We start from the raw sequence: 23839 nt of genomic DNA on the forward strand, positions 1-23839 counted from the left end.
GCTCATTTTGAATTCGTGTCTTCAGAAAAATGAATCAGCTCGGTGCCCTCGGTCACCTGATCACCCACGGGGTGTGGAATGGCTTGCACCACACCATCGCAAGGGGAGTTCAGCGTGTGTTCCATTTTCATGGCCTCCAGACCAATCAAGGGCTGCCCTTTTTTAACAGCATCGCCCACTTTCACAAACACTGCAAACACCTTGCCCGGCATGGGTGCTGCCACACCGTGTGCGTCGTGCCCCTGATCGGCGCGAATGTGCACCGGGTTTTGCCAGTGCAGGTTGGTTTGTTCCGCACCCACATGAATGCTGAGGTTGTCGCCATGCCAAATCAAATCGAAAGGGCTGCCTGCGTGTGGGCCTGTGTTGACAAGGCCTTTGGTTCGAGCCAAACCACTTCCATGGCCATGATTTGTCAGCGTTGCAAACAGAGCGGAACCTGCGCATTGAATCGTCGCCTGCTGCCCTTGAACCGACACATGCGTGTGGGTGGCCAAGGCAGTATCGCGGTTTAACCAGCGGTCTTCACGCAAAGGGGGGGCACTGGAATAAAACCCGTCGAGCATGGCCAGGGGGTCGCTGCTGTTCTTGTTGTTCGCATGTTGGTGCAAAGCCCAGCGTGCAAGGCCAGCCAACGCTTGCAATGTGACTGACTCAATTTGCTGCCCGTGCTCTGTGTTTGTTCGCTCAGTCATTCTGTCGATCAGCCCTGTGTCATAGCCACCGGCTGCGAATTCGGGGTGCAAGCACAAACTACGCAACCATGCCAGGTTGTTTTTTACACCCACACAACGCAATTGCGCCAATGCATCGGCAAGTTTTTTCAACGCCGCTTCACGGGTGGGCGCCCAGGTAATCAGCTTGCCCACCATGGGGTCGTAGTAAGGCGACACCGCTAAGCCCGAACGCATGGAAGAATCGAGGCGAATACCCGCGGTTCTGCCTGCATGGGTGCCCGTGCGAAACTCGATCGCATCGGGTGCCTCCCACAACTCAACGGTGCCAATGGCTGGCAAAAAACCTTGATCGGGGTTTTCAGCATACAAGCGTGCTTCAAACGCATGGCCATCGATGTGAATGGTTTCTTGCGTGGCGGGCAAAGGCAATCCCGCTGCAATTTCGATTTGCCACTGCACCAAATCAAAGCCGGTGATCATCTCGGTGACAGGGTGTTCCACTTGCAAGCGCGTGTTCATTTCCATGAAATAAAACTCGCCGCGTGCATCGAGCAAAAACTCCACGGTGCCCGCACCCACATAATTCACGGCCTTGGCCACTTGTACCGCTGTGCGCCCAAAGGCTTCGCGTTGCGCTTCAGTGAGACCAAACGCAGGGGCTTCTTCAATTACTTTTTGATGGCGGCGCTGCGCTGAACAATCACGCTCGAACAAATGCACCACATTGCCATGGGTATCGGCAAACACCTGCACTTCCACATGGCGGGGTTTGATGATTTGTTTTTCGAGCATCACGGTGGCATCGCCAAATGCGTTTTTGGCTTCGCGTTGGCAGCTTTCAAGTGCCGCCTGCAAATCGCCTGCATTGTTCACAATGCGAATGCCCTTGCCACCACCGCCAGCCACCGCCTTGATCATCAGCGGAAAGCCAATTCGCTCGGCCTCGGTTTGCAAGGTGCTCAGCGATTGGTCGGCACCGAAATAACCGGGAATCAGCGGCACGCCCGCGGGCTGCACACAGGCCTTGGCTTCGCTTTTGCTGCCCATGATTCGAATGGCTTCCACACCTGGACCGATGAATGTGATGTGCGCATTGGCACAAGCCTGCGCAAACGCGGCATTCTCGGACAAAAAACCATAACCGGGGTGAATGGCCTGCGCACCGGTTTGCTTTGCAGCGGCAATCACTTTCTCGATGTTCAGGTAGCTTTGCGCAGCCTCGGGTTCGCCAAGGCACACCGCTTCGTTGCACTCCTGTACATGCAGTGCTTGTGCATCGGCAGTGGAATAAACAGCCACAGTGTGTATGCCCATGGCCTGCGCTGTGCGGTTAATTCGGCGGGCAATTTCGCCCCGGTTGGCAATCAGTATTTTGGTGAACATTTTTTGAATAACCCTGTTAGCCGACCCACTTCGGTTTGCGTTTTTCCATGAAAGCCATCATGCCTTCGGCGGCCTCGGCGCTGCCGCGCACGGCGGCAAGACGTGCGGCCACTTCGGCATGTGTTTCATCGGCGGTGATGTCCATGCGGCTTACGTCTCGCACCAGCTTTTTGCAGGCGGCCATGGCATCGGGCGCACAACTGTCCAGCTCGGCCAGAATGGATTCCAGTTTGGCATCCAGCGTGTCGGGCGTGGTCAGTTCATGCACCATGCCCAAGGCATAAGCCTTCTCAGCTGTGAATGTTTCGCCGGTGATAAAATAGCGCCGTGCGGCCTGCACACCCATGGCCTGCACCACATAGGGGCTGATGGTGGCTGGAATCAAACCGCGCTTGACTTCGGGCAGGCTGAATTTCACATTGTTGCTGGCCACAATAATGTCGCTTGCGCTGACCAAACCTGTGGCGCCCGCAAGGCACAGGCCATGCACCCGGGCCACCACGGGCTTGGGGCATTCGGCAATGCCACGGAACAGGCTGGTCAGGGTAATGCCGCTTTGCTGGTTGCTGGCGGCTTGCTGGGCCATTTGCATCATGTACCCAAGGTCGGCGCCCGAGCAAAATGCATCGCCGTTCGCTGCCAACACAATGGCGCGGGTATCCGGGTCGTTGCCCAAACGCTGAAATGCTTCTACCAGCATGGCGATCATTTCGCCATTCATCGCGTTTTTAATGTGCGGGCGGTTCAACGTCAGCCACACGGATTTTCCCTTGCGGGTTTCAATCACGGGGTTTTCATTCGACTGCTCAGTCATTGCGTTGTCTCCGTTTTTATTGTTGTGCGCATTTACATCCTGTACACGCCGAATTTTGTTTCGGGAATGTCAGCATTCAGGCTGGCTGAAATGGCCATGCCCAAAATACGGCGCGTGTCGGCGGGGTCGATCAAGCCGTCGTCCCACAGCCTTGCAGTGGCGTAATACGGTTGGCTTTGTTCATCAAACTGTTTCAGTGTGGGGGCCTTGAATTCGGCTTCCTCTTCCTTGCTCCAAATGCCGCCTTTGGCTTCAATCTGGTTGCGCTTCACAGTGGCCAACACACCGGCCGCCTGTTCGCCACCCATCACGCTGATGCGCGCATTGGGCCACATCCACATGAAGCGCGGGCTGTAGGCGCGCCCGCACATGCCATAGTTACCGGCACCAAAGGAGCCACCAATGACCACGGTGAATTTGGGCACTTTGGCACAAGCCACCGCCATCACCATTTTTGCGCCATGGCGTGCGATGCCTTCGTTTTCTACTTTTTTGCCCACCATGAAGCCAGTGATGTTCTGCAAAAACACCAAAGGAATTTTTCGCTGGCAACACAGCTCAATGAAGTGCGCGCCTTTCTGGGCGGATTCAGAAAACAAAATGCCGTTGTTGGCAACAATGCCCACGGGCATACCGTACAGGCGCGCAAAGCCACACACCAGCGTGCTGCCAAAACGGGCTTTGAATTCATCGAACTCGCTGCCATCCACCACACGGGCAATGATGTCGCGCACATCGAATGGCTTTTTCGCATCGGTTGGCACAATGCCGTAAATTTCTTCAGCGCTGTACAGGGGCTCTTTCGACTCGCTCAATGCCCAGGGGTAACGTTTTTCGGGTCGACCCAAATTGGCCACAATGCGTCGCGCAATTTCCAAAGCGTGCTGATCGTTTTCAGCCAGGTGGTCGGCTACGCCGGAAAGGCGGGTGTGTACATCGGCACCACCCAGTTCTTCGGCGCTTACAATTTCGCCTGTGGCGGCTTGCACCAAGGGCGGGCCACCCAGGAAAATGGTGGCCTGGTTTTTCACAATAATGGCTTCATCGCTCATGGCGGGCACGTAGGCACCACCGGCTGTGCAACTGCCCATCACCACTGCAATTTGCGCAATGCCTTGCGCGCTCATATTGGCCTGGTTGAAGAAAATTCGACCAAAGTGGTCGCGATCAGGAAACACTTCGTCTTGGTTGGGCAAGTTGGCCCCGCCCGAATCCACCAGGTAAATACAAGGCAGGTTGTTCTCGGCCGCCACTTCCTGCGCACGCAGGTGCTTTTTCACGGAAAGCGGGTAGTACGTGCCGCCTTTCACGGTGGCGTCGTTGCACACAATCATGCAGTCCACACCGCTAACCCGGCCAATGCCGGCAATGGCCCCCGCACCGGGCGCGGCGCCACCATACATGCCCCATGCTGCCAGTGGTGCAAGTTCAAGGAAAGGCGAGCCGGGATCCAGCAAACCAGCCACACGCTCGCGGGGCAACAGCTTGCCGCGTGCGGTGTGCCGGTCGTTAGCCACTTTGCCGCCGCCCTGTGCCACCACCGCCAAATTGGCTTTCAGTTCGTCAACCAGCTTTTTAAGCGCGGCTTGATTGGCTGCAAAATCAGGGCGGTTTTTAACGTTGTTGGAATCGAGCACGCCCATGTTCAGAACGGCCCTTGTGCAACCCAGCGGCGCAATTGCTCCATGCGGTCCTGCCCCCAGAAGGCCTCACCATCCACCACAAAATAAGGGGCACCGAACATGCCCGCGTCAATGGATTCCTGCACAGCATTTTTCAATTGCTCTTTCAGTGCATCGGTTTGGCTGCCTTCGACCAACGCCGCACCATCCAGACCAATCGAGCTGGCCACCTGGGCAACCACTGCGTCTTCAGTAATGTCCAAGCCTTCCACGAAATACGCCTTGTACAAGGCGCGGGTCAGTTCACCTGCCTTGTCAGCCTGTGTATTGAGCACCTGCAAAATGGCACGTGAAGCCGTGGTGGCATTGATCGGAAACTTCTTGGGCCAGTTGATTTTCAAACCATGGAAGCGCGCGGTACGGGCAAAGTCTTTCGCCGAGTATTTGCCCTTGGCCGGGTTCATCATGGGTGCCGTGTTGCCTGTGCTTTTGAACACAAAGCCCAGCAAAGTGGGCTTGTAATTTACGGTGCGATTGCCCGCGGCTGCAATTTCTTCGATTTGTTCAGCAGCCACATAGCTGTAAGGGCTGGTCAGGTCGAAAAAGAAATCAATCGTTTGTTTGGTAGTCATGGTGATTTTTGGCTCCATATTGAGGGCGTTCCTGTGATTCTATCGAACTTGGGGCGTAGTTCCGGCCCAAGCTTGCGCCTTGTCAGGAAAAAAGCCAACCCAGCCACTGGCTGGCCCATGGTTGCTTTGAAACCCACACAAACACGGCATAGCCACCCCACCACAGCAACACCACGAGCAATGCGGCCAGCACAGTGAAAACATAGCCCGCCAGCACCAACCGGCCATCCCGAACCCTTAAACCAAAGGTAATGCACACCATGGCCGCTGCGGGCAACACATTGTCGAATGAGGCAAAGGGCACAGGTGCGGCCATGGTGAGCCCGGCAAATGCCAGCACCATGCCGTTGATGGGCCGCATGCGTGGATGACTCATGAGAAAAAGTCTCGGCTTGCTGTGGGGTGCCACCCTGCGAATAAAGATTCCCAGAAACTTCTTGAGTACGCCAGCCGCTTTGGGTGGAAGTCGCTTTTCACCGATCTTCTTGGGAATTGGCACACCAAAACCCAAGGCATAACCCACACCGAGCAAAAAGGTAAGGTAACCCAGGGTGGTGGCAATTCCGGGAATCCCAAAAGGCAACAACAGGGGCAACGCAGCCAAGCCGATCCAGGTGAGCTGCTGTTTCGGGCTACGCCCAATCGCATCGGCCACAGTGGCTTGCGCCATGTTGTCGGCGAACAAAACCACACGCCGCCACGCGTAGGGCAGTTCTTTCAGCGATTCATCTTGGTCGGCAGGCTTGTTCAATTGGATGGCTGTGAATAAAGGCACCCCATCTTAGGCGAATTTGAGTGCAGCCATGATTCGGCATACCACTTTCGAGCGAAGGGTAAGCCCGATGGACAACATCACCACCAAAGTATCACTCTAGGTGATGACGCATTTGCCACATTCAGCCGCCACCAGGAGTCGCCATGCTCAAACAATTTGTTGCCCCGATTTTCATATCTGCCGCTGCCCTGTGTGCGCAGCCCGCTTTGGCTGAGCGCTTCCCCGACGTGCCGCGCCCGATCGACTACTTTGTAAACGGGGAAGAAATTCTGGCAGTGAGCACCCTGCGAGACGACATTCGCGCACAGGGTAACTTCCCGCTGGGCAAGGCACTGCTGACCATTGGCCGCGACGACCTGCTGGGCCTGAACCGCAGCTTGGACAGCTTTGACACCGGCACATTGGAAACACCCTTGGGCGGCGAGTTCGAGGTGGACAAGGAAGAGGTTGTGCAATTCCGAGGCGAACGCGCGGTTCGGGCTACGCGGGGTTTGAATCGCTTGAGTTATGGCAGTGGATTCAACTGAAAAAGGGCTGCGGCACCGCAGCCCTTCTTAATCGGAAAAGTGATTGCTTACGCAGCCTGCTTGGTCTGCGCTTTGCGGTTTGATGTTTTCTTGCCCGTTGCTGCCCCTGCTTTCGCAAATTCCAGCACGCCATCTTCAAGCTTGCCCTTCTTCAACACCGGGCGGTCGGCCAGGTAGTTGTTCACCACAGTCCACGGTGCGGCAGGGCCTTGCTTGGGCAAACGGTCGGCGGCACGCTTCATGTAACCTGCATCCAGATCAAACATGGGGGTGTCATCCGTTTCTACGCCGTCTGCATTGGGCACCACGCGGGCAAAGTCGTGCTTGTCCATGTGATTCAACACTCGGCACACAAACTCGGCAGCCAAATCGGCCTTCAGCGTCCACGATGCATTGGTGTACCCAAACACCATGGCAAAGTTGGGGATGCTGCTCATCATCACGCCCTTGTAGCTCATGACTTCGCCCACATTCACAGGCTTGCCGTCCACATGCGCTGTGAGACCACCCAGAATTTGCAGATCAAGGCCGGTCGCAGTAATGATGATGTCCGCTTCCAGTGCCTGCCCGCTTTTCAGCTTGATTCCGTTGTCCACAAAGGTGTCGATGTGGTCAGTCACAATGTCGGCCTTGCCTTTTTTCAGTACCTTGAACAGGTCGCCATCGGGCACCACACACAGGCGCTGATCCCATGGGTTGTAGCTCGGCGTGAAATGCTTCATGTCGAAATTCTTGCCCATGCGCGCACGGGTTGCGCCCAACAACAAGCGTTTAATGGCTTGGGGGCGTTGCTTGCTCAACTTGAAAATCAGGCGCTGCAAGCCAATGTTGCGTGCGCGGCCAATGTTGTAGACCCAGGTGTCGGGCATGAATTTTTTCAGCACCACGGAAACCGGATCGACGGAAGGAATCGATGCAATGTACGTGGGTGAACGCTGCAACATGGTCACATGCGCAGCATCGTCGGCCATGGCTGGCACCAACGTAATGGCGGTTGCGCCACTGCCAATCACCACCACGCGCTTGCCGGAATAGTCCAGCTTTTCCGGCCACTGCTGGGGGTGCACCACGGTGCCCTTAAAATTCTTGATGCCGGGAAATTCCGGGCTGTAACCCTTGTCGTAATTGTAGTAACCGGTACAACCCAGCAAGAAATTGCTGGTGAACACCTGCTTTTCACCAGTTTCTTCAACAATGCCTTCCACGGTCCACTGGTTCGCCTCGGAATCCCAGTTGGCCGAGGTCACCTTCAGGCCAAACTGAATGTCTTTGGTGACGTTGTTCTCTTTGGCGGCTTCAGTCACGTATTCGCGAATTTCCTGACCGTTGGCCAAAACCTTTTCACCTTTCCAGGGCTTGAAACTGTAACCCAGCGTGAACATGTCGGAATCAGAGCGAATACCGGGGTAGCGGAACAAGTCCCAAGTGCCGCCAATGGCCTTGCGACGTTCCAGAATTTTGATGGTCTTGCCTTTGCAGTTCTGCTTGATGTGGCATGCTGCACCAATACCAGACAAACCAGCGCCAATAATCAGTACGTCTACGTGTGGATTGTTCATTTTTTTGTCCCCCTAATGTGACCGTCTATGTGACTTTTCATATTGTCAGTTGAGAGAATAGTGGCGAGCCGGGTCTGTTGGCTAGTAAGAAATACTCTAAACTGGGCTAACTATTACACAGAGCAAGGAAAAATGGAATTTCTTGAAACACTGAAACAGCGGCACAGCGTACGTGCATTTGACCCCAAACCCGTGCCGGAAGAAGTGCTTCAACGCCTACTTTCACAGGCTGCACTGTCACCGAGTTGGTCCAATACACACCCCTACCGCATTGCCCTGGCCACTGGCGATGTACTGGAAAGCTTGCGCAGCGAACTGTATGGTCGATTTCAGGAAACCATCAAACTACAGCGCGGCGGCAAGCTGGCCCAAATCAAGGGCTTGTTGACACGTAGTCAGGGTATTCCTGATGGCGATGTGAAACCCGTGATGAACTACCCCAAGGATTTGCAAGCGCGGCGCGTGGAATGTGGCAAAGGCTTGTACGGCGTTTTGGGCGTGGCCCGCAACGACCTGAAAGCCCGCGACCAGGCGATGGCCGAAAATTTCCGCATGTTTGGGGCGCCCGCCGCTGCATTTGTGTTTGTACACGAAGGCGTGGGCATTTACAGCGCGCTTGACGCCGGTATTTTTCTGCAAAGCCTGATGTTGGCGGCCACCAACGAAGGTCTGGGCACTTGTGCACAAGGCGCACTGGGCTTGTTTCGTTCTCCCTTGGACAAGCACTTTGACATTCCCAAGCAATACAACTTGCTGTGCGGCGTGGCCATTGGCTATGAGCAGGATGTGCCGGTCAACAAATTTCAGCCGGAGAAAATTACGGCGAGTGCGTTGATGCTGTCCAAGCGCGGGGCATAAACACGCGAGGGCGGGCTTATTTAGCCCGATCGGCTTGGGTTCCGATAACTCGCCTTTCGGTTAACAGCCCGATCGGCTTGGGTTTCAATCTCTCGCCTGAAAACCTGTATTTCCCTTTTTGAGATTCACCCTGACTCACCTCGCTCGGCAAAAAAGCGGGCCGAGTCTCGGTGCCGGCCGATGGCCGACCGTGGCGGTTGAATTCAAACGGGCAGGTTTTCTTGAAGGCGAAGCGATCGAAACACCGCCGCCGATTGGGCGTTGAACCCAGCAGTGAGTTGCGCGGTGGTGGAGAGACGCCGGCGCCGGTGACTCAGGAGCTGAACTTGCAATGGGTCGCACGATGACCAGTCAGAAAACTTGCCGGCTTGGCGTGCCGAGACAAGCGATCGCGCCTTTGCGCGAAAGCCAAGACCCGACCGTTACTTTTGGAGGGCTTGGCTTAGTGCAGGCTCAAGCAGACAGGCCGATATGCCAAGTTTTCGGGCAGCGGTGACCATTCAAGTTCAGATCAAAAGTCACCAATTACAGGCGACACAAGTAACCCACGCCGAGTTGGCAAGAAACCACCCTGGCCGCTCACCGCTTCTTGATAAACCGGTTGGTAAATCGCACCGCTTCGGAATACGGGAAAATATCTTCGATATGGCCCTGGGTAATGCGATCTTTGCGCTCTTGCCAAAACTCATATTCCAGCAAATCGCGGTGCTTGCTTAAAAACGCCTTGCGCACCCTGCGGTCACCCAACAGGAAGTGCCCGAACTCCTCGGGGAATACATCTTTCGGGCCCACGGTGTACCACGGCTCCGCAGACATTTCTGCTTCCGGATTGGGCGCTTCCGGAATGCGACGGAAATTGGAATCGGTCATGTACTCAATTTCATCGTAATCGTAAAACACAACTCGGCCCAAGCGGGTAACACCAAAGTTTTTGAACAACATATCGCCCGGGAAAATATTCGCCGCCGCAAGCTGTTTGATCGCATTGCCGTATTCGGCAATGCCATGCTCCACATCTGAGTCCGTGCCTTGTTGCAAGTAAATATTCAGCGGTGTCATTCGGCGCTCAATGTACACATGCTTGATCACCACCGTGTCGTCCTCAAAGGTCAGCGAACTTTCGCAAGTGTCCTTCAAGTGGTCAATCAATTCTTGTGAAAAACGGTTCAGCGGCAAACCTACATGGCTGTATTCCCAGGTGTCGGCCATGCGGCCCACGCGGTCATGTTCTTTCACCAACTGGTATTTGCGCATTACACCCGCGCGATCAATTTCCTTGCTGGGTGCTATTTTGTCTTTGATCAGTTTGAACACATAAGGGTAAGAGGGCAGCGTGAACACCGCCATCACCAAACCCTTGATACCGGGCGCAACAATAAACTCATCGTGGCTGTGTTTCAGGTGGTGCAAAAAATCGCGATAAAACAAAGTTTTGCCCTGCTTGTGCAAACCCAGCATGGTGTACATCTCGGCCTTGGGCTTGTTGGGCAACAAGGTGCGCAAAAATTGTACATACGCGCCTGGGGTTTCCATGTCCACAAGGAAGTAAGCCCGCGTGAAACTGAACAAAGTGGCAATTTGCTGAACATTGAACAGAACAGTGTCAATGTAAAGTTTGCCGGCCGAATCACGCAGAATGGGAATGGCAAAAGGTTGCGGCATGTTGGCATTGATAAACTTGCCAATAATGTACGCACCTTTGTTGCGGAAAAACAGGCTGGAGAGCACCTGAATTTGGCAATCCGGGTCTACCTTAATGGGGCGCGGCATTACCTGCCTTGCAGCGTGTACCACATAGCGCAGGTCGCGTTCCAAATCCACAAAATCGGCATTCAATGAAAAGTCGCGCACCAAACGCTTTAAAGTTTTACGCAAGCCACCGCTTTTCGGGTTGGCGGGGTAATAGCTGCGATACGAGGGCGGATCACTTTCCACATAATCAGTACTCACCGCTGGGCGCACGAATAAAAAACGGTTGTGGTAGTAATCCCGGTGCAAAATTTTTGTCACCGCAGAGTTGAAAAAGGTCTCCGCCAGCTCAGGCTGTTTGTGATCCACCAGGTAAGTCACGAACCGGGTTTTGATTTTTGCCCACACCGATTCGCTCATCAACAGCGAACCATAATTTCTGCGAAGCAAATCCACAGCCTCTTTCACACGTTCGTCATAAAAATCGATACGGTCGCGGGCCAGCTGTTGAATCAGGTGCCAGTCGCCTTCTTCAAACAATTTTTTGGTTTGCTGTGCGCAATAGCGAAACAGGCGATAGTGCTTGTCAAAGCCCGCCAAAATGTCGCTGGCCACCTTTTTGGACAGCTCGCGCTCCTCATCCTCACTCAGGTGGCTGGTTTCACTCAGCTCACCAAAGTCTTCTTCCAGGGTTTTCAGGTCCAAGGGCAGGCTGCTCATAAGCTGCTTTCACTCCAATTGATGAACCACCGATTCTACGAGATACCTCCTGTATTTGCCCAAGAAAATCCAAAACCTGCGCCAACTTAGTATGATTGAGACGTTGAACAAGGAAGTTGACATGCGAAGTCGTTTGAAATTGATGTGCCTGGCGTTGCTGCCCCTGCTGGCATGGGCTTGCAATGGCGAAAACAGCGCTGATAGCGCAACACGCAACACTGTTCAATCGTCTGAAGCATTTGGCTGGCCCATGTCTGTACAGGGTGAAAACCCGCCCGAGAGCCCTGTGCCAAGCGACGACGTGCTGTTTCAACTGGGCATGGTCAGCGACATGCTACCGCGTCAGCAACTGGTCGGCGTTGTAGACCCGATTGCTTTGGGCTACACGCTGAGCGACATCACCGACCCCGCCTTGCTTGAATTTCAAATTCGCGCCATGGCCGCGCAGCTCAGCGACGGTTCACGCATCGACCAAGTATTCCACTGGTACGGTCACCCCGAAAACAACAAGTCGGTGGCCTTGGTTCCCGTGGAATTTCAAAACCGCTATGGCACCCGCCTGCACGGCGAAATTGTGTTGCCCAAACGTGGGCAAACCCAGGCCACCGCCCAAAAATACCCGGTTATTCTGGCACTGGAAGGTTTGAACACCAACACCGCCATGTACCGCTGGTGGCACCAATTGTTTGCCGACGCAGGCTATTTGGTGTTTGCGTTCGACTTTTCCGGACAGGGCCGATCTGATGATGAGGTGCAAGGAGACCCCGGCAACAACATTGAAGAAGCGCAAGACGCCCTGAGCTACCTGCTTAACAATTCGCCGGTGCGCGAGTTTATCGACTCCGCCCGCATTGGTGTAATCGGCCACAGCATGGGCGCCATTGCCACCATGGGTTTACAGGCAGTGGAGCCGCGTTTGAAGGCTGCTGTGGCTGCCGCGCCAATCAGTGAAATTCAATCGGTGTTCAACAGCAACCCCATTCCGGTGATGATTCAAACCGGTGATCACGATGGGCCCATTGCCCCAATCGTTGCGGTAAACCCCGCCGTGGTGCGCCCGGTTTACGACAAGCTGACCAGCGACCGCGCCTTCATTGTGGCCGATGCTGCCAGCCACGCCCAACACACCAACTACCCACTGCTGCCCACCTCCACCTGGGGGCGAGAAATTGCAGCGCAGTACTCACTGGCCTGGGTGAACTACCATTTGCGGGGAGATTCTGAGGCGCTGAAAGTGCTGCAAACCGCGCACCCCAGGCTGAGTTACTTGTGGGAAAGTGAAGTGGTGATTGGGCAGGACAAACGGGTATTCAAATCCGCCGGGCCTGCCCCGCTTCAATAAGCGTTTAGATGGTTTCAGCAAACAATTCGCGGCCAATCAACATGCGGCGAATTTCGCTGGTGCCTGCGCCAATTTCATACAGCTTGGCGTCGCGCCACAAACGTCCGCACGGGTACTCGTTGATGTAGCCGTTGCCGCCCAGAATCTGGATCGACTCACCCGCCATCCAGGTGGCTTTTTCCGCTGAGAACAAAATGGCACCCGCGCAGTCTTTGCGCAGCCTGCGCACGGTTTCAGGCGTGGCCTTGTCACAGGCTTTGCCCACTTGGTACACGTAAGCACGCGTGGCCATCATCACAGAATACATGTCAGCGAGCTTGCCCTGAATCAGTTGAAACTCACCAATGCTTTGACCAAACTGCTTGCGGTCGTGCACATAGGGCACCACCACATCCATGGCCGCCGCCATAATGCCCAACGGGCCTCCGGAAAGCACCGCACGCTCGAAATCAAGCCCGCTCATCAGCACATTCACACCACGACCCACTTTGCCCAGCACATGGGTTTCGGGTACTTCGCAGTCCTCGAACACCAGCTCGCCGGTGTGGCTGCCGCGCATGCCCAACTTGTCCAGTTTTTGCGCAATCGAAAAACCCTTGAATCCTTTTTCGATCAAAAAGGCTGTAATACCGTGTGGCCCGGCGGCCAGATCAGTTTTGGCATACACCACCAGCACATCGGCATCGGGGCCATTGGTGATCCACATTTTGTTGCCATTCAGCACATACTTGTCGCCCTTTTTGTCGGCACGCAACTGCATGCTCACCACATCCGACCCCGCACCCGGTTCGCTCATGGCCAACGCCCCAATGTGCTCGCCGGAAATCAGTTTGGGCAAAAAGGTTTTACGCTGCCAGTCGCTGCCGTTGCGGCGAATCTGGTTCACACACAGGTTGGAGTGCGCGCCGTAGCTTAATGCCACCGAGGCACTGGCGCGCGAAATTTCTTCCATGGCCACCATGTGGGCCAAATAACCCAAGCCACTGCCGCCCAGCTCTTCCTCAACGGTCAAACCCAACAGTCCCATATCGCCCATTTTTCGCCACAAATGCATGGGAAATTGGTCGGTTTTGTCCATTTCTGCAGCCAATGGGGCAATTTCAGCTTGGGCAAAAGTTTGTACTGCATCGCGCAAAGCGTCGATGTCCTCTCCAAGATCAAACTGAAGTCCTGGCAAATTCAACATATCAAAGTCTCCGCAGAAGTTATGCTTTTCCGAAATGATGCCCTACAATCAGCCCCTTCACCCACACAAATGACTGAAAAGTCACCAGAAAACACATGGGAATTGAACGTTTGTTTGAACCGCCCGTTTTGGGCCAGCCAACCCCGGTAGCACCCGGCGTACTCTGGCTGCGTTTGCCATTGCCCTTTGCACTCGACCACATCAATGTGTGGCTGATCGAGGAAGAAAACCAATACACACTGGTGGATTGCGGAGCAGGTTTGCCCGACGTTGCCGCCATGTGGGAAGAAATCGAACAAACCCTGTTTGTGCGCAAACCCTTGGGTCGAATCATTTGCACCCATGCCCACCCCGACCACATTGGCATGGCTGGCCCGCTGGCGCGCCGCCACGGGGTGCATGTGCACATGTCCACTGGCGAATACTTCATGGCGCGGGGCTTGTGTGCCAACCTGCCTGGCTTTGACGGCAACACCCTGGGTACCTTCATGGCCAGCCATGGTCTGGTGAACGAGAAAAAAGCCGACGAAACCCTGGAGGCACGCGGCGGCATGTTTTCAAGGCTGGTGCCTGAACCACCCCTGAATTACCAACGCATTCAACATGGCGACGAAATCACCATTGGCGGCCATGTGTGGCAATGCCACGCGGGTTTTGGTCACAGCCCTGAACACATTGCCCTGGTGTGCAAAAGCCTGGACTTGATGATCAGCGGCGACATGCTGCTGCCCACCATTTCAACCAATGTCAGCGTGTACGGCATTGAACCCGAAGGCAACCCACTGCTGCTGTTTTTAAAATCGGTGCAAAGCATGGCCCAATTGCCCAACAGCCTCACCGTACTGCCTTCGCATGGCGTGCCTTTTAAGGGTGTCCACGACCGTTGTGCGCAACTGCTGCGCCACCACGAGCACCGCTTAAGCGAACTGCTTGAGGCTTTGAAAGAAAAACCACTCACCGCCCGCCAAGCCATCAGCATATTGTTCAGGCGGGAGATGGATGGCCATCAAATGAGCTTTGCCATGGGCGAGGCCATCGCTCACCTGCATTACCTGTGGTACAAAGGTTTGGTGAAGCGCTCGGCGGTTGAGGGCGTGTGGACGTTTCAGGCGGTTTAATCGACAGCCAGCCCTTTAAATTTGCACAAGCAACCCCATTTCCATTGTTGACCCAATTTTTGCAGCACACAGCACCATGAACAAAGCAGCCCACAACATGATCCCAGTCACCATTCTTACCGGCTTTCTGGGCAGTGGAAAAACCACCCTTCTAAACCGCATTCTGAAAGAAAACCACGGCATGAAAATCGCCGTGATTGAAAACGAATTCGGCGAAGAAGGCGTCGACAATGACCTGTTGATGCAAGACGAGCAGGAAAACATTGTTGAAATGAACAACGGTTGCCTGTGCTGCACGGTGCGCGGCGACCTGGTGCGTATTCTGGGTGAAATGGCAGCCAAACGCCTTGCCGGCGAGCTGAAATTCGACCGCGTGGTCATTGAAACCACGGGCATGGCCGACCCCGGCCCCGTGGCACAAACCTTCTTTGTCGATGACCTGGTGGCCGAAAGTTTTATTCTGGACGCAGTCATTACCGTGGTGGATGCCAAACACGGCATGCAACAACTGGATGAACACCGCGAGATTCAGCAACAAGTGGGTTTTGCAGATCGGATCCTTTTGTCCAAAACCGACTTGTGCGAGGCAGACGAAGTCACCGCTTTGAAACGTCGCCTGGTTAAAATGAACGCGCGTGCCGAAATGATGATTTCCGAGTTTGGCGTGGCCCCCATCGACAAACTACTGGATGTGCGGGGCTTCAACCTGAACTCCATTCTGGACATTGCACCCGACTTTCTCGACGAAGACAAACACACCCACAACGATGAAATTCAAAGCTTTGTGTTCAAAAGTACCAAGCCCTTTGATGGTCAGAAATTCGAAGAATTCATGGGCTCGGTTACTCAGGTTTACGGGCCTGACATGTTGCGTTACAAAGGCATTTTGAACATCAAGGCCAGCGACCGCAGAGCCTTGTTTCAGGGCGTTCACATGCTCATGGGACTCGACTGGGGCAGAAAATGGGACAACGCTGAGAAAAAAGAAAGCAAAATTGTATTTATTGGGCGTAAACTCCCCAAGGAATTTATCACCCAAGGGTTAGAGCTTTGTCTAGCCCGATAGCGGATATACTGGTATATAGTCAATAAAAAACCAAAGGACTAGAGGCTGTGCTATGACCACTGAAAAGACGCCCGTCATCAACGAGAAACAATTGCTCGCGATGAAAGAAGACGATTACATGAACGAGGTGCAGCTTGCCTTTTTCCGCCAGCGTTTGCAGGAAATGGAAAAAGAATTGCTGGCCAATGCAGGTGAAACCACCGAGCATTTGCGCGAGACCGTGGTGGTGCCCGACCCTGCTGACCGTGCAACGATCGAAGAAGAGCATGCGCTTGAACTTCGAACACGCGATCGCGAACGCAAACTGCTGAAGAAAATTCAGCAATCGATTCAAAAGATTGACGCTGGCGAATATGGCTGGTGTGAAGAAACAGGCGACCCCATTGGCGTGGCCCGTTTGCTGGCACGCCCAACAGCCACGCTGTCGCTTGAAGCACAGCAACGCCGGGAATTGAAGCAGCGTATGTACGGGGATTAAACCCCTCGAATTGCGCTGTTGATGCAAAGAAGCACGTTGAACTTGAGTTCGCGTGCTTTTTTTACGTTCCCTACCGCTGGTTGGCCTCGACTGCTCGTTAACTTCCCGATCGGCTTGGGTTCCGATCTCTCGCCTGAAAACCTGTACTTCCCTTTTTGAGATTCACCCTGACTCACCTCGCTCGGCAAAAAAGCGGGCCGAGTCTCGGTGCCGGCCTCTGGCCGACCGTGGCGTGTGAACTCAAACGGGCAGGTTTTCTTGAAGGCGAGGCGATCGAAACACCGCAGCCGATTGGGCGTTGAACCCAGCGGTTTTCAGTGCGGCACAAGTAACTCACGCCGAGTTGACAAGAAACCGAAGCAGTGATCCTTCAAGTTCAGATCGAATGTCACCATTCAGGTGACATAAATCCCCCGCCATCACAGTTTTGTCATCAATTTTCTGCCATAAATATTTCACTGTTTATTTTTTCATTAAAAATCATCAACTTACCCAACAAAACTTAGCAATTAGTGAGTCTTTTACTCATCTTTTGTAAGTAATGTGCGAATTGCGATGATTAATCAATCTCTGTTGTTATTACGCAGGCAACGCAGATTGCCTACAAAAACTAATAACAATTTTTAATCATTTCAAATGACGGAGAAAGCATGGCCCTAGACGAATTGAAGAGCGGCGTAAGCGCCGTACCGGTAGCTGGCGAAATCCTTGCCGGCGCATTGGACACCTTTGCTGGCGCATTGCCAGCCGCCCCCGAACTACCTGGCATGGACGCCATTCCCGGTTTGGACGCATTGCCCATTCCAACCGACGGCCTGCCTGGCCTGGACTCACTGACAGGCTTGCTTGACGGTGGTCTGCCCACACCCCCAGCCGGCATCCCCGGCTTGGACTCAATTCCTGGCCTGGACTCAATTCCCGGTTTGGACGCCATTCCCGGCCTGGATATGCTGCCAGCCAGCCCAGACGCAATCACAGACCTGCTGGCCGGCGGCCTGCCAGAAGCACCAGCAATTCCCGGCCTGGATGCCATTCCTGGTTTGGACGCGCTACCAGTACCAACCGATGGAGCCCCCAGCCTGGACACGTTGACTGATTTGCTGGCTGGCGGTTTGCCAGACGCACCTTCCCTACCCGGTGCACCAGCATTGCCTGGCCTTGACGCAATTCCTGGTCTGGACGCATTGCCCATTCCAACCGACGGCCTGCCTGGCCTGGACTCCTTGACCGACCTGCTCGGTGGTGGCTTGCCCAGCTTGCCAGGTGGTGACACCGGTGGTGGCCTACCTTCCAGCCCGGTCAGTTTTGAAGATGGCACACTGACATTGGCCCTGCCAGAAGGCCTGCCAATTTCGGCATCCGCCAGCATCAGCGGCTTGGAAGTTCCCGAAGCAGGTTTGCCCCTGCCCGCCTGATTCAGTGGTTTTGGCCAGCCTTCGGGCTGGCTTTTTATTGCCGTCCTTCTTTTAATTCCAGCGCCCTGTTGTACACAGTATTCTTGGCGAATCCCGTGGCCTTCACCACCACCGCCACCGCAGTTTTCAAAGGCAATTCGGCCATCAACAGTTTCAGCCAGGTGTCCAAATCTGCACTGGCCTGAGCAATTTCAGCCGCCTGACCAGAAACCGGGCTTGCCCCGATTACCCACGCCCACTCTCCACGCTCGGCATTCGAGTCTTGCCGCACCTGTTCAAACACCGACTCACCGCTGCCGCGGTAAAAGGTTTCAAATTGCTTGGTCAACTCACGGCCAGCGCACATGTCGCGCCCACCCATGTCCAAGCCTTCAAGATCATCCACCAATTGGAGCACGCGGTGGGGTGCTTCAAAAATAATCTGAGGTTCGGGGCAAGCCAGCCATTGTTTCAAATCATCCAGCCGGTTCTTGCCTTTTGCGGGCAAGAAGCCACGAAAGGTAAAGTGGCCATCCACAAGCCCGCTGGCAGCAATCACTGCCAACACGCTGCTGGCGCCCGGCACCGGCACCACCGTAAAACCGGCCTCGGCCACACAGCGAACCACCACCGCACCGGGATCCGACACAGCCGGGGTGCCTGCATCGCTCACCAAAGCCACCGATTCGCCCCGCTGCAAACAGGCCAAAACGCCCTGTGCGCTCTCGCGTTCATTGTGGGCGTGGTGAGCCATCAGCGGCTTGCGGATCCCCAGGGAATCCAGCATGCGGGCCGTGTTGCGGGTGTCTTCAGCTGCAATGCGATCCACCTGCTCCAGTACGGCGCGGGCCCGAAGGCTTAAATCACCCATATTGCCGATGGGGGTTGCCACCACATAGAGGGAAGGTTCACGCCCCGTTCCTGAACTCGCGTCAGAATTCACAGCATCCTTCACCCCATTTTCTTCACCGGCATTCTGCATGGCGTTCAAATCCAAATCCAAAGTTCCTGAATTGTCCGGCATTCCATGGGCCGGGCGCAAATGCCGATCACCAAAAGCCAAAATTCCATGGCTTGCAGTCAAAGAAAAACCTGAAGCGATCAAAACCGCACCGCCCACGCGCAAACTTGCCTTGCTCGAGGCAGGGCAACTGGCGGAAACCCAGGCACTCCGCATGCTGGAACGAAGCGGATTAACGCTGGTAAGCAGAAACCACCGTTGCCGATGCGGCGAAATCGATTTGATCATGGCGCAAGACCACACCGCTGTCATTGTCGAGGTTCGCCTTCGCAGCAACAACAGCCATGGCAGCGCTCTAGAGAGTATTTCCACCCACAAACAGGCGCGAATCTCCCGCTGCGCAAAGTTGTGGTGGGTTCAGCAGGGTCAACGCAAGTTCACGCACCTGCGTTTTGATGTGGTCGCACTGGAAAACGGCGACGAACCCAAATGGGTTCAAAATGCGTGGCAAATCAGCAACTAAACCCGAAGCAAACCGGTATGCCATGCAAATCGCCTGCAACGGGGTCACCTATAATAGAAGGCTCGAGATAACTGCCAGAAGGCCTGCCGCCATGGACTTGATCACACGCATTACCCAACAATTTGACGAAAGCATTGCCGCAAAACAAGCCGCCACCGAAGAACTGGTCGGGCCAATTTCCGAGGCAGTCGAGCTGATGGTGAATGCACTCACCAACGGCGGCAAGGTACTGGCCTGTGGCAATGGTGGTTCCGCGGGCGACTGTCAGCACTTCGCGGCCGAACTGGTGGGCCGTTTTGAGCGTGAACGCCCAGGTTTGGCAGCGATTGCCCTGACCACCGACTCCTCGGCACTGACTGCAATCGGCAACGATTACAGTTTCAATGAAATTTTCTCGAAACAGGTTGCTGCCATTGGCCAGCCTGGTGATGTGTTGCTGGCCATTTCGACCAGCGGCAATTCGAAAAACGTTCAGTTGGCCATTGAGGCCGCCCACGCCCGCGACATGACCATTGTTGCACTCACCGGCAAAGGCGGCGGTCAAATGGTGCAGCAGTTGAAGCAAGGCGATGTGCATGTGTGCGTGCCACACAACCGCACCGCCCGAATTCAGGAAATACATTTGTTGGCGATCCATTGCATTTGCGATGGCATCGACCTGAGTCTACTTGGAGAAGAAGAAAATGAGTCGTAACACCCGGTTTTTTACCCGCACACGTTCTTCCGCCATTAGCGCCGTATTGGTGGCCTCACTGGCAGCACCCCTGTTGGGCGGTTGCTTCGCGGGCGCCGTCGCAGGCATTACCGCTGGCTCGCTGGCTGCAGCAGACCGCCGCACCGTGGGCACACAGGTCGAGGATCGCACCCTTCAGGTAAAAGCTGAAAGCGCCATCCGTGAAAGTTTTGGTGAAAATGTGCATGTGAATGCGACAGTGTACAACCGCCAAATTCTGCTGACTGGTGAAGCCCCCGATGAAACCACAGTGCGCAACATAGAAGCCCGCGTTGCCACCTTGCCCAACATTCGCTTGATCGTAAACGACATCCGGGTTGGCTTCAAAAGCTCATTGTCCGCGCGCTCCAACGATGTGTTCATTACTGGCAAGGTCAAGGCGTCTTTGCTCGACGCCCAAGACATCTTCGCCAACTCCTTCAAAGTCACCACTGAAGCAGGCGTGGTGTACCTGATGGGTCTGGTCACCGAGCGTGAGGCCAATCGCGCCGCATCCATCGCCGCTGGTGTTCCCGGCGTGGTGAAAGTGGTCAAAGTGCTCGAATTGATTTCCGAGGCTGAACTTTCTCGCTTGTCTGCCACTCCAAACAACGGAAATGCACCCGTGGAAAACGGTCCGCGTTAATCAGCAACCCTGAAAAAACGAGCAATGTTCAAGAAAATTCTTTCTCTGCTATCAACCCTTGCAGTGGTCAGCGTGCTGGCCGCCTGTGGGGGCGACAACGCGCCGCAGGTCAGTTACGTGACCATCGAAGGCAAAACCATTGCCCCTGCTGATTACCAGGGCCAGGTCATGCTGGTGAATTTTTGGGCGACCAGCTGCACCACTTGTGTGAAAGAAATGCCGGACATTGTTGACACCTACAACAAGTACAAAGACCAAGGCTTCAAAACAATTGCCGTGGCGATGAGCTATGACCGCCCCGACTATGTGGTGAATTTCGCAGAAACGCGCAAGTTGCCATTTGATGTTGCACTCGACGTGAACGGCAAGATTGCCAAGGCTTTTCACGACGTAAAAATTACGCCCACCACCTACGTGATCAACCGCAAGGGCCAAATTATCAAGACCTATGTGGGCGAACCTGATTTCGCGGCTTTGCATGCATTAATTGAAAAATCACTGGCCGAAAAAGTTTAACCGGCCCACCTATTCCTCACCCCATTTAAAGTCATCCATCACGCGGCGGTCTCTTTTCGTGGGCCGCGCCTTGATTTCCAGTGCAGGGTCTTTTATCAACTTGCGGTTCGCCGCGCGCTCAGCGCGCTTTTTGGCACTGTCCATGGTTTCCTCGTAAAGACCTTGGGCAATGGTGGCACTGCCCCGCTTGTCGCCCAAGCCTTTCACCACCAGCACCATGTCGTCCCAACCCACCGGCACGGTGAGCACGTCACCCACCTGCACGCCATAAGCCGGCTTCACACGCTCATCGTTGCATTTCACCTTGCCACCCTCCACCACCTCGGTGGCCAGCGAACGGGTTTTGAAAAAACGGGCAGCCCACAACCATTTGTCAATTCGCACCTTGGCACCCGGCGCTGAAAAGTCGGTTTTGCCATTGGGCGTTTTTGCGGGTTCAGGGCTTCTGTTTTTACTGCGACTCAAAGTAACTCCATCGAAATTATGCCCGGCGACGGCATTGGTCAAGAAATTATGCCCTTAATTCGCCCCGTTCTTGGCCAAATACCAGCCAGTGTGAGTGGGGCGAAGTGCCATTTCGATAACAAAGCTGGGCTGCAAGGTACCCGCCACTGCCGTGCCGGTACTCAAGGTGAACACAGTTGGGTCAAACGACTCCACTTTCAGATTTTTGAAGTGGTTCAACATGTGGGCGTCTTTCAGGCTGGCCTCGAACCGGGCAGACACGGCATCTTCCTGCCCAAACGGTTTGTTCTGAATGTAATCCACTGTTTTTTCAACCCAGAGCCGGCCAAAGCACAAGGCCTCGTTGTCACCTTGCGGCCCTTGCCTGAAGTGCACGCCTTCCAGCTTCTTCAGGCCACTTGAGGGCATGATCACCCAGCGGCCATCGCGGGTTTGAAAAATATCCAGCAAACCCGACAAATCCCAAGCCTTCACCTCACGGGCCACCGCACTGTTGGCTGGCACCTGGTCGCGTGCATACTGCTCAATCGCTTCCGGACTGGGCAAACGGGCGCACAAGGCACCATGGCTCAATATAAAGGTTTCAGCCCTTGCACCCTTGAGCAAATTGTCTTCATTCAAATTGGTACGCGGGTTACAAGCCACCAACAAACCCGCCAGCAAGGCCAGGGTAATCCAGTTAAAAACAGGGCGGATCATTTTAAGGTTCCTTTTTCACTTGCTACCATTGTGAACTTTTGTGCCGCAGGTGAAACCTCAAAAAAAGCGGGAAAGGCCCACCTATTTGCGCGCATGCCCCAAAGCACGGGGCGGGGAATAACCCAGTTGCCGCGCCCGCGCCTCGGCCTGAGCAGCCAACAGGGGCTGCGCCACTTCACGGTAATACAGGGCCAACTCGTAGCTGGCAATGCCATTGCCCAACCCACCGGCGTACTGTAACCAACCCAGGTAACGCAATTGCGCCTGCCCGCTACCCAACCCGCGGTACAAGCGGGCAATTCGGGCAGCCGCGTCTTTGTCGCCACGCGCAGCCCGGTTCAAATCTGCATTGCTGTCCGCTTGTTGCGAGGTGGGCAAAGGCTCAGGCAACACAAAACTGGTTTTGAACAGTTTCACCTCTTTGTGGCGCAACACGGTGAGCGCCTGCAACGCACCCACCTGATAAACCAGGACAGATCGGGCCTGAATACTGTCCGGGTAAGTTTCCAGAAAAGACTTGCACAGCCGAAGCAGATCGACAGGCCACTGTGTGGATTGAATGGCCTGCCAAGCGGCGGCCTCTTCGGGCAACATGCGCGGTGCCACTGGCTCACCGGATACCGCAGGAGCCACCATTAATGGAACTTGCACGCGGGCATTGTCGGCAATAAACGGTTTTTGAGCCAAACGCCGAATTGCGGCAAGCGGATGCTTCAGCATGGTGGTTTCTACTTCCTCTTTCACCATTCGAAACAAGTCATTGAATGTAATATGCCCTGCCGATTCGCGAAGCAACTTCACCAAAGCTGCCGTGTAAAACGTGTTCTGGTCAGCACTGGCCGGCGACACCGCAGGCTTGCCTGCGCCTGTTGAAAAACACACCAGGCTGCCCACAGAGGCCTCAACCTGATTCAAACCCTCGCCATCGCCCAGTGCATTGCGCAGATCAGTTCTGCAAGCATCGATCACAGTGATGTTCAATGCCTCGGGCTTGGGTGGCAAAGCGGCCAGCAATTTTTGTTGCAACACCAATGAGCGCGCCAGCAAATCACGGCGCGGTGCAGTGGGGTTGGCCCCCGAACCCAGCAGCAAATTGTTGGAATCCACCTGCAAACCGTGGCCTGCGTAATAAAACAAAGTAACCGCGTCCGCAGGCGCTTGCGCCACCCGTTTCACAAACTCGTTCACTGTAATTTGCAGGCTGTTTTCATCCAGGTTCATGGCCTGAGTGACATCAAACCCCCGATAAGCCAAAGCCTCGCCAAGGTCCATCACATTTTTGTGAATGGGTGGCAAATCATGCGGAACCGGGTAGTCACCATTGCCGATCAACAAAGCAAGCCGGTGTGTGTAAGGCGCAGCGGGGGTTGCAGCCTGTGCTGATTGCCACCGAACAACAAATGGCGCAGCCGACAACACACCCGCCAAACCCAACAAGGTTTGCAGTGCGCTTCGCCGCCCCGGTGAATGTTTCAAA

23 protein-coding genes are annotated in these 23839 nt (G+C 54.8%); 11 read left to right on the plus strand and 12 right to left on the minus strand.

The annotated features are described in order from the left end of the window. Positions 1–2: 2 nt before the first annotated feature. The 5 genes from ACVL1J_RS01435 to ACVL1J_RS01455 all read right to left on the minus strand — a co-directional run bounded on the left by ACVL1J_RS01435 (position 3) and on the right by ACVL1J_RS01455 (position 5903). Positions 3–2060 (minus strand): acetyl/propionyl/methylcrotonyl-CoA carboxylase subunit alpha, encoded by a 2058-nt coding sequence (locus ACVL1J_RS01435; protein ID WP_341237124.1) that lies wholly within the window; start codon positions 2058–2060, stop codon positions 3–5. A 16-nt stretch (positions 2061–2076) separates the two neighbouring features. Further along, a complete protein-coding gene (locus ACVL1J_RS01440; RefSeq protein WP_341237125.1) occupies positions 2077–2874 on the minus strand; it encodes an enoyl-CoA hydratase-related protein in 798 nt (265 codons plus the stop codon). Between the two features lie 32 nt (positions 2875–2906). Continuing rightward, positions 2907–4517 (minus strand): carboxyl transferase domain-containing protein, encoded by a 1611-nt coding sequence (locus ACVL1J_RS01445; RefSeq protein WP_341237126.1) that lies wholly within the window; start codon positions 4515–4517, stop codon positions 2907–2909. A 2-nt stretch (positions 4518–4519) separates the two neighbouring features. Further along, a complete protein-coding gene (locus tag ACVL1J_RS01450) occupies positions 4520–5128 on the minus strand; it encodes a 2-hydroxychromene-2-carboxylate isomerase (RefSeq protein WP_159567986.1) in 609 nt (202 codons plus the stop codon). An 82-nt stretch (positions 5129–5210) separates the two neighbouring features. Then, a complete protein-coding gene (locus tag ACVL1J_RS01455) occupies positions 5211–5903 on the minus strand; it encodes an exopolysaccharide biosynthesis protein (RefSeq protein WP_491665077.1) in 693 nt (230 codons plus the stop codon). A 143-nt stretch (positions 5904–6046) separates the two neighbouring features. Between ACVL1J_RS01455 and ACVL1J_RS01460 the strand changes: the two genes are divergently transcribed. Then, positions 6047–6430 carry a hypothetical protein gene (locus tag ACVL1J_RS01460; protein WP_341237127.1) on the plus strand — a complete coding sequence of 128 codons (384 nt, stop codon included), beginning with the start codon at positions 6047–6049 and terminating at the stop codon, positions 6428–6430. Between the two features lie 47 nt (positions 6431–6477). Here ACVL1J_RS01460 and ACVL1J_RS01465 read toward each other — a convergent pair whose 3' ends face one another. Further along, positions 6478–7989: a flavin-containing monooxygenase gene (locus ACVL1J_RS01465; RefSeq protein ID WP_341237128.1), complete on the minus strand. Its 1512-nt coding sequence runs from the start codon at positions 7987–7989 to the stop codon at positions 6478–6480. 132 nt (positions 7990–8121) lie between these two features. Between ACVL1J_RS01465 and ACVL1J_RS01470 the strand changes: the two genes are divergently transcribed. After that, positions 8122–8847, plus strand: coding sequence for a nitroreductase (locus ACVL1J_RS01470; protein WP_159567982.1), 726 nt, complete (start codon positions 8122–8124; stop codon positions 8845–8847). A 579-nt stretch (positions 8848–9426) separates the two neighbouring features. Here ACVL1J_RS01470 and aceK read toward each other — a convergent pair. Beyond that, positions 9427–11256: a bifunctional isocitrate dehydrogenase kinase/phosphatase gene (gene aceK / locus ACVL1J_RS01475; RefSeq protein ID WP_201301381.1), complete on the minus strand. Its 1830-nt coding sequence runs from the start codon at positions 11254–11256 to the stop codon at positions 9427–9429. Between the two features lie 121 nt (positions 11257–11377). Between aceK and ACVL1J_RS01480 the strand changes: the two genes are divergently transcribed. Then, positions 11378–12598 (plus strand): alpha/beta hydrolase family protein, encoded by a 1221-nt coding sequence (locus tag ACVL1J_RS01480; protein WP_341237129.1) that lies wholly within the window; start codon positions 11378–11380, stop codon positions 12596–12598. A gap of 4 nt (positions 12599–12602) precedes the next feature. Here ACVL1J_RS01480 and ACVL1J_RS01485 read toward each other — a convergent pair whose 3' ends face one another. After that, positions 12603–13784, minus strand: a complete 1182-nt coding sequence (locus ACVL1J_RS01485) for an isovaleryl-CoA dehydrogenase (RefSeq protein WP_159567981.1) — start codon at positions 13782–13784, stop codon at positions 12603–12605. 95 nt (positions 13785–13879) lie between these two features. On the opposite strand from ACVL1J_RS01485, the gene ACVL1J_RS01490 reads away from it, so the two are divergent. The 4 genes from ACVL1J_RS01490 (at position 13880) to ACVL1J_RS01505 (ending at position 17861) form a co-directional block, all read left to right on the plus strand. Beyond that, positions 13880–14902, plus strand: a complete 1023-nt coding sequence (locus tag ACVL1J_RS01490) for an MBL fold metallo-hydrolase (protein ID WP_341237130.1) — start codon at positions 13880–13882, stop codon at positions 14900–14902. 76 nt (positions 14903–14978) lie between these two features. After that, positions 14979–15968 carry a CobW family GTP-binding protein gene (locus tag ACVL1J_RS01495; protein WP_341237131.1) on the plus strand — a complete coding sequence of 330 codons (990 nt, stop codon included), beginning with the start codon at positions 14979–14981 and terminating at the stop codon, positions 15966–15968. Between the two features lie 52 nt (positions 15969–16020). Continuing rightward, positions 16021–16446, plus strand: a complete 426-nt coding sequence (gene dksA, locus ACVL1J_RS01500; protein ID WP_341237132.1) for an RNA polymerase-binding protein DksA — start codon at positions 16021–16023, stop codon at positions 16444–16446. Between the two features lie 650 nt (positions 16447–17096). Next, positions 17097–17861: a hypothetical protein gene (locus tag ACVL1J_RS01505; protein ID WP_341237133.1), complete on the plus strand. Its 765-nt coding sequence runs from the start codon at positions 17097–17099 to the stop codon at positions 17859–17861. 34 nt (positions 17862–17895) lie between these two features. Here ACVL1J_RS01505 and rsmI read toward each other — a convergent pair whose 3' ends face one another. Continuing rightward, positions 17896–18837 carry a 16S rRNA (cytidine(1402)-2'-O)-methyltransferase gene (gene rsmI / locus ACVL1J_RS01510; protein ID WP_341237134.1) on the minus strand — a complete coding sequence of 314 codons (942 nt, stop codon included), beginning with the start codon at positions 18835–18837 and terminating at the stop codon, positions 17896–17898. On the opposite strand from rsmI, the gene ACVL1J_RS01515 reads away from it, so the two are divergent. The 4 genes from ACVL1J_RS01515 (at position 18821) to ACVL1J_RS01530 (ending at position 21198) form a co-directional block, all read left to right on the plus strand. Continuing rightward, on the plus strand, positions 18821–19324 hold the full coding sequence (locus ACVL1J_RS01515; protein ID WP_341237135.1) for a YraN family protein: 504 nt from the start codon (positions 18821–18823) through the stop codon (positions 19322–19324). The genes rsmI and ACVL1J_RS01515 overlap by 17 nt on opposite strands. Before the next feature lie 91 nt (positions 19325–19415). After that, on the plus strand, positions 19416–20018 hold the full coding sequence (locus tag ACVL1J_RS01520; RefSeq protein ID WP_159567975.1) for a phosphoheptose isomerase: 603 nt from the start codon (positions 19416–19418) through the stop codon (positions 20016–20018). Continuing rightward, positions 20008–20682 (plus strand): BON domain-containing protein, encoded by a 675-nt coding sequence (locus tag ACVL1J_RS01525; protein WP_341237136.1) that lies wholly within the window; start codon positions 20008–20010, stop codon positions 20680–20682. The genes ACVL1J_RS01520 and ACVL1J_RS01525 overlap by 11 nt, the downstream gene beginning before the upstream one ends. 24 nt (positions 20683–20706) lie before the next feature. Further along, positions 20707–21198, plus strand: coding sequence for a peroxiredoxin family protein (locus tag ACVL1J_RS01530; RefSeq protein WP_159567973.1), 492 nt, complete (start codon positions 20707–20709; stop codon positions 21196–21198). Positions 21199–21207: 9 nt separating this feature from the next. Here ACVL1J_RS01530 and ACVL1J_RS01535 read toward each other — a convergent pair whose 3' ends face one another. The 3 genes from ACVL1J_RS01535 to ACVL1J_RS01545 all read right to left on the minus strand — a co-directional run bounded on the left by ACVL1J_RS01535 (position 21208) and on the right by ACVL1J_RS01545 (position 23838). Then, entirely contained in the window at positions 21208–21663 is a 456-nt protein-coding gene (locus ACVL1J_RS01535; protein ID WP_159567972.1) for an RNA-binding S4 domain-containing protein, read from the minus strand. A 54-nt stretch (positions 21664–21717) separates the two neighbouring features. Then, the gene (locus ACVL1J_RS01540) at positions 21718–22362 is read right to left on the minus strand and encodes a hypothetical protein (RefSeq protein ID WP_159567971.1); all 645 of its coding nucleotides are present in this window, start codon (positions 22360–22362) and stop codon (positions 21718–21720) included. An 81-nt stretch (positions 22363–22443) separates the two neighbouring features. Next, entirely contained in the window at positions 22444–23838 is a 1395-nt protein-coding gene (locus tag ACVL1J_RS01545; protein WP_341237137.1) for a caspase family protein, read from the minus strand. Position 23839: the final 1 nt, after the last annotated feature.

The sequence above is a fragment of the Limnobacter sp. G6BE5S genome (genome assembly GCF_058448965.1).

Excerpts from the sequence above, each read along its gene's own strand:
- ACVL1J_RS01435 (WP_341237124.1), bottom strand. The coding sequence starts at position 2,060 with ATGTTCACCAAAATACTGATTGCCAACCGGGGCGAAATTGCCCGCCGA.
- ACVL1J_RS01440 (WP_341237125.1), bottom strand. The coding sequence starts at position 2,874 with ATGACTGAGCAGTCGAATGAAAACCCCGTGATTGAAACCCGCAAGGGA.
- ACVL1J_RS01445 (WP_341237126.1), bottom strand. The coding sequence starts at position 4,517 with ATGGGCGTGCTCGATTCCAACAACGTTAAAAACCGCCCTGATTTTGCA.
- ACVL1J_RS01450 (WP_159567986.1), bottom strand. The coding sequence starts at position 5,128 with ATGACTACCAAACAAACGATTGATTTCTTTTTCGACCTGACCAGCCCT.
- ACVL1J_RS01460 (WP_341237127.1), top strand. The coding sequence starts at position 6,047 with ATGCTCAAACAATTTGTTGCCCCGATTTTCATATCTGCCGCTGCCCTG.
- ACVL1J_RS01465 (WP_341237128.1), bottom strand. The coding sequence starts at position 7,989 with ATGAACAATCCACACGTAGACGTACTGATTATTGGCGCTGGTTTGTCT.
- ACVL1J_RS01470 (WP_159567982.1), top strand. The coding sequence starts at position 8,122 with ATGGAATTTCTTGAAACACTGAAACAGCGGCACAGCGTACGTGCATTT.
- aceK (WP_201301381.1), bottom strand. The coding sequence starts at position 11,256 with ATGAGCAGCCTGCCCTTGGACCTGAAAACCCTGGAAGAAGACTTTGGT.
- ACVL1J_RS01480 (WP_341237129.1), top strand. The coding sequence starts at position 11,378 with ATGCGAAGTCGTTTGAAATTGATGTGCCTGGCGTTGCTGCCCCTGCTG.
- ACVL1J_RS01485 (WP_159567981.1), bottom strand. The coding sequence starts at position 13,784 with ATGTTGAATTTGCCAGGACTTCAGTTTGATCTTGGAGAGGACATCGAC.
- ACVL1J_RS01490 (WP_341237130.1), top strand. The coding sequence starts at position 13,880 with ATGGGAATTGAACGTTTGTTTGAACCGCCCGTTTTGGGCCAGCCAACC.
- ACVL1J_RS01495 (WP_341237131.1), top strand. The coding sequence starts at position 14,979 with ATGAACAAAGCAGCCCACAACATGATCCCAGTCACCATTCTTACCGGC.
- dksA (WP_341237132.1), top strand. The coding sequence starts at position 16,021 with ATGACCACTGAAAAGACGCCCGTCATCAACGAGAAACAATTGCTCGCG.
- ACVL1J_RS01505 (WP_341237133.1), top strand. The coding sequence starts at position 17,097 with ATGGCCCTAGACGAATTGAAGAGCGGCGTAAGCGCCGTACCGGTAGCT.
- ACVL1J_RS01515 (WP_341237135.1), top strand. The coding sequence starts at position 18,821 with ATGGCGTTCAAATCCAAATCCAAAGTTCCTGAATTGTCCGGCATTCCA.
- ACVL1J_RS01520 (WP_159567975.1), top strand. The coding sequence starts at position 19,416 with ATGGACTTGATCACACGCATTACCCAACAATTTGACGAAAGCATTGCC.
- ACVL1J_RS01525 (WP_341237136.1), top strand. The coding sequence starts at position 20,008 with ATGAGTCGTAACACCCGGTTTTTTACCCGCACACGTTCTTCCGCCATT.
- ACVL1J_RS01530 (WP_159567973.1), top strand. The coding sequence starts at position 20,707 with ATGTTCAAGAAAATTCTTTCTCTGCTATCAACCCTTGCAGTGGTCAGC.
- ACVL1J_RS01540 (WP_159567971.1), bottom strand. The coding sequence starts at position 22,362 with ATGATCCGCCCTGTTTTTAACTGGATTACCCTGGCCTTGCTGGCGGGT.